The organism is Paenisporosarcina sp. P5_A11 (assembly GCF_056400705.1).
This window is the reverse complement of the sequence record NZ_JBFUKT010000226.1, coordinates 1-4,418: the sequence shown is the minus strand read 5'-3', so window position 1 is coordinate 4,418 and position 4,418 is coordinate 1. Positions and strand designations below refer to the sequence as shown.

5 protein-coding genes are annotated in these 4,418 nt (G+C 38.7%); 2 read left to right on the top strand and 3 right to left on the bottom strand.

The genetic code is table 11. The features are described 5' to 3' along the window. The 3 genes from AC1DOS_RS18245 to AC1DOS_RS18235 all read right to left on the bottom strand — a co-directional run. Positions 1-941, bottom strand: a 941-nt coding sequence (locus AC1DOS_RS18245; RefSeq protein WP_477538645.1) for a fructose PTS transporter subunit IIA, incomplete at its 3' end; no start/stop codon positions are given. Then, positions 938-1,870 carry a 1-phosphofructokinase gene (gene pfkB, locus AC1DOS_RS18240; protein ID WP_477538644.1) on the bottom strand — a complete coding sequence of 311 codons (933 nt, stop codon included), beginning with the start codon at positions 1,868-1,870 and terminating at the stop codon, positions 938-940. The genes pfkB and AC1DOS_RS18245, both read right to left, overlap by 4 nt. Continuing rightward, the gene (locus AC1DOS_RS18235) at positions 1,867-2,619 is read right to left on the bottom strand and encodes a DeoR/GlpR family DNA-binding transcription regulator (protein WP_477538643.1); all 753 of its coding nucleotides are present in this window, start codon (positions 2,617-2,619) and stop codon (positions 1,867-1,869) included. The genes pfkB and AC1DOS_RS18235 overlap by 4 nt, the downstream gene beginning before the upstream one ends. A 143-nt stretch (positions 2,620-2,762) precedes the next feature. Here AC1DOS_RS18235 and AC1DOS_RS18230 point away from each other — a divergent pair, with 143 nt between their 5' ends. Both AC1DOS_RS18230 and ptsP read left to right on the top strand, forming a co-directional pair. Further along, a complete protein-coding gene (locus tag AC1DOS_RS18230; protein WP_477538642.1) occupies positions 2,763-3,029 on the top strand; it encodes a phosphocarrier protein HPr in 267 nt (88 codons plus the stop codon). Then, positions 3,029-4,418 (top strand): phosphoenolpyruvate--protein phosphotransferase (gene ptsP / locus AC1DOS_RS18225; protein WP_477538641.1); only part of this gene is annotated, 1,390 nt, incomplete at its 3' end. The genes AC1DOS_RS18230 and ptsP, both read left to right, overlap by 1 nt.

The window sequence follows — 4,418 nt, the reverse complement described above, 5'->3', positions numbered from 1 at the left end:
ATCCCACCACCGACTACGAATGGCAACATGTTAGAAACACCATTCATCAAGTGTTTATAAACACCATTGCTCGATTCTTTTCCTGTAGTTTCTTCTTTAGTTGAGTCGTGGTGGTAAATTAGTGCGTCATTTGTGATTGCACGATTTAGTAAAATATCAGTCTCGTGTATTGCCTTACCAACTTTGACCTGAATCACAGGTTTTCCATTGAAACGAGCCATTTCAACTTTTGTGTCAGCAGCAACGATGATGGCATCTGCTTCTGCGATATCTGCGTCAGTCAAGCGATTCTTCACTCCACTTGATCCGTTTGTTTCTACTTTGAGTGAAATGCCCAATTCTTTTGCTCGTTCTTTCAACTTTTCAGCCGCCATGTACGTATGCGCAATACCTGTTGGACAAGCAGTAACCGCTAGAATTTTCTTAGAAGAAGCTGCAGAATTATTCGTTTGTTCTGTTCTAATGTCTTCTTCAGGTCCATCCACTTCTGTTTCCTTATCGGTCACAGCTCTTAGTACTTCTTCAATAGATGTCGCTTCAAGTATTTTCTGTCTGAAATTTGAATCCATTAAGAAAGTAGCTAATCTTGAAAGAGCATCTAAATGATCATTATTTGCACCTTCACTTGCTGCAATCATGAAAAATAGATGAGCGGGTTGGCCATCAAGTGATGCATAGTCAAGTCCAGCAAGAGATCGTCCAAATACGATGGCAGGTCCTTTTACAGCAACTGACTTCGCATGAGGAATCGCAATACCCTCCCCAATACCAGTGGTACTCTGTTCTTCACGCGCTAATATGTCTCTCGTAAACGCTTTTTTATCTTTCAGCTTGCCTGCTTCGTCTAACTTGCCAATTAACTCGGTCAACACATCTTGTTTGGAACTTGCTTGTAAATCCAATATAATCGTATGTTCTGTCAATAACTGTGTAATTTTCATCCTGCCACATCCTGTTCCTGGAATGGGTGTAGTAATACTTGTTCTACCAATGACTCAACATCACTTTTTTCACATAAATCTGAGCGGAAAGCGGTGGCACTACCACTGGCTACACCATATCGGAATGCCTTTTCTGCATCTTTATCGTTGGTAAATGATGCGATAAATCCAGATATGAGTGAATCTCCAGAACCCACCGTGTTTACAACTTTTCCTTTCGGTGCTTCTGCGGAAACAACAATGTCTTTAGTAACAAGAAGTGCACCTTCTTCTCCCATTGAAACGATGACGTGTTGAACACCTTGATTCACTAGTCTTTTGGCATAGTGGCAGGCTTCCTGTTTATTCGCTATGATTGTATCGAATAATTCGCCTAACTCATGTTCATTCGGTTTAATTAAAAAGGGTTGTGTAAGAACTAACTCTTTAAGAGCAGGTCCAGATGTATCTAAAACGAAATGGACATTTTGATCATTGCAAATCGATGCGATTTCCATAAAGAACGTTTGAGGTATCGACTCTGGTAAACTTCCAGCGAGGACAAACCAATCCCCTTTTTTCAATGTTCTGATTTTGTTAGTTAAAACCATTTGTTGTTGTGTATTTATCACTGGACCTGGTCCATTCAATTCCGTTTCTTCTTGAGCTTTGATCTTCACATTGATTCGTGTAATTTCGTCCGTTTCTATGAAGTCAGTATCAATACCTTCCTTCATTAGAAACTGTTTAATATACGTTCCAGTAAACCCACCAACAAATCCGAGCGCAATGCTATCGACGTTTAAACGTTTTAACACTCGTGATACATTGATCCCTTTACCTCCTGGATAATAAAACACTTCATTTGTCCGATTAAGTGCACCTATATGAAAATCGCTTAAGTAGGTGGTGTAGTCAATTGAAGGTGTAATGGTGCATGTATAAATCATGTTATCTCAACCTTTACAGTAGTCTTTTGTTCCAATGACTTAAGGGCTTCCAATGGGAGATTATCTACAAGTAAAACGGCCTCTTCTAAATCTAGGATTTTAGTGAAACTTACTTTTTCATGTTTCGTGTGATCTGCAACCACATACGTTTTTTTAGAAAGTGAACTAGCTAATTTCTTTATTGAAGCCTCTTCAGGATCTGGTGTCGTATATCCATAGTTCTCATGAAAACCATTTACTCCAAGAAAGCATTTATCAAATCGATAGCTTTGTACAGATTGAATGGTTTGTGAGCCAACAAGCGCTGCCGTTCTGGACTTGATTAAGCCACCGGTTAAATACGTAGTAATTCCATACTCATTCAGTGAGTCAATATGCGTAAGTCCATTAGTAACAACGACAATGTCTTTGTCCTTTAAATGAGGAATCATTTGAAATGTAGTACTACCAGCATCAAGAAAAATGCAATCGCCTTCTTTAATGAAAGAAGCTGCAAATTTAGCTAAGCGTTTCTTTTCTTGAAGGTTTTTGGTAGACTTATCTACGATACTTGGCTCTATTGAATTTCGGTCTGATAATGTTGCACCACCGAAGACCCGTTCTAACTTATGTTGATTTTCAAGCTCCGTCAAATCTCTTCTTATCGTAGATTCTGAAGAACCCGTAGCGTCTACAATATCTTGTATTTTGATCGTTTGTTTCTCAGCTAATAAGTTTAATATCATGTCATGTCGTTCATTTGTTAACACATTGACACCTTCTTTATTGTTATTAAAATAGATATTACTTGAAATCGCTTTCAGAATCAATCATAATCAATCAAGAACAGTCAAAATCATTCAGAAACAGCTTGACTACATGTATGAAACATAAAATTAGAGGAGGAAATTCAATGATTGAAAAACAATATAACATTACATCTACAGAAGGTATTCATGCACGTCCAGCATCAGTTTTAGTAGGGGCTCTTGCTCCGTTTAAATCTGAAGTAACACTTGAGTGGAATGACAAAAAAGTGAATTTAAAATCGATATTAGGTGTCATGTCTCTTGGCGTTTCATCTGGTGCAAACATCAATATCGTAGCTAACGGAGAAGATGAAGAACAAGCAATGGCTAAAGTAGCAGAGATCATGGAAACGMAAGGAATTGGCAATTAATGAATCAAAAATTATTATCCGGAATTGCAGCGTCAAATGGAATTGCCATTGCCAAAGCTTTCAGACTTGAAAATCCGGGATTAATTGTTGAAAAAACGGCTATTTCAAATACCGATGCTGAGCTGACTCGCTTTGAATCAGCCGTCGACCAATCAAAATCAGAACTCGAAATAATTAAAGAGCACACAGCACAACAAATGAATGATGAAGAAGCTGCCATTTTCAATGCACACCTTCTTGTCTTGAGTGATCCAGAATTACTTGGACCCATCACAGAAAAAATCAGGTCAGAAAATATCAATGCAGAGTTCGCCTTACAAGAGACTTCGAATATGTTCATCGGTCTATTTGAGTCGATGGACAATGATTACATGAAGGAACGTGCAGCGGATATCCGTGACGTGACGAAACGTGTATTAGCACATTTATTAGGTGTATCCATTCAAAGTCCGAGCATGATAACTGACGAAGTGATTATCATTGCAGAAGATTTGACTCCTTCTGATACCGTTCAGTTGAATCCGCTATATGTAAAAGGCTTTATTACAGACATCGGTGGACGGACATCGCACTCTGCTATCTTGGCTCGTACTCTTGAAATCCCTGCTGTTGTTGGAGCACAGACAGTTATGTCTTCTATACAAAACGGCATGACCGTGATTGTGGACGGTCTGAATGGAGACATCATCATAAATCCAGATGCGGAAACAATTGCTCGTTATGAGGATAAAAAAGCAAGCTACGAATTGCAAAAATCCGAATGGGCAAGGTTGAAAAATGAAGCTACCGTAACTTCTGACGGTCATCATGTGGAACTTGGGGCTAATATTGGCACGCCTAAAGATGTCGTAGGTGTTCTTGAACACGGTGGTGAAGCAATCGGTTTATACCGAACTGAATTTCTTTATATGGGGCGCAATCAGTTTCCAACAGAAGATGAGCAAGTTGAGGCTTATTCATCCGTTCTTAAACAAATGGATGGAAAACCAACAGTTGTTCGTACTCTTGATATTGGTGGCGACAAAGAGCTCTCCTATTTACAATTACCGAAAGAACTTAATCCATTTTTAGGTTTACGTGCTATTCGTCTTTGTTTAGAAATGGAAGATATGTTCAGAACACAACTTCGTGCTTTGCTGCGAGCTAGTATTCATGGGAATTTAAAGATTATGTTCCCGATGATTGCAACTATTGAGGAATTCAGACAAGCAAAAACGCTCTTCCTTGAAGAAAAAGCAAAGCTTGAAAATGAACAGATTGAAGTTAGTAACACAATCGAAGTCGGTATCATGGTTGAAATTCCTTCAACAGCAGTCATGGCAGATATTTTTGCTAAAGAGGTAGATTTCTTCTCAATAGGAACGAACGATTTGATTCAGTATACAATGG

Excerpts from the sequence above, each read along its gene's own strand:
- pfkB (WP_477538644.1), bottom strand. The coding sequence starts at position 1,870 with ATGATTTATACATGCACCATTACACCTTCAATTGACTACACCACCTAC.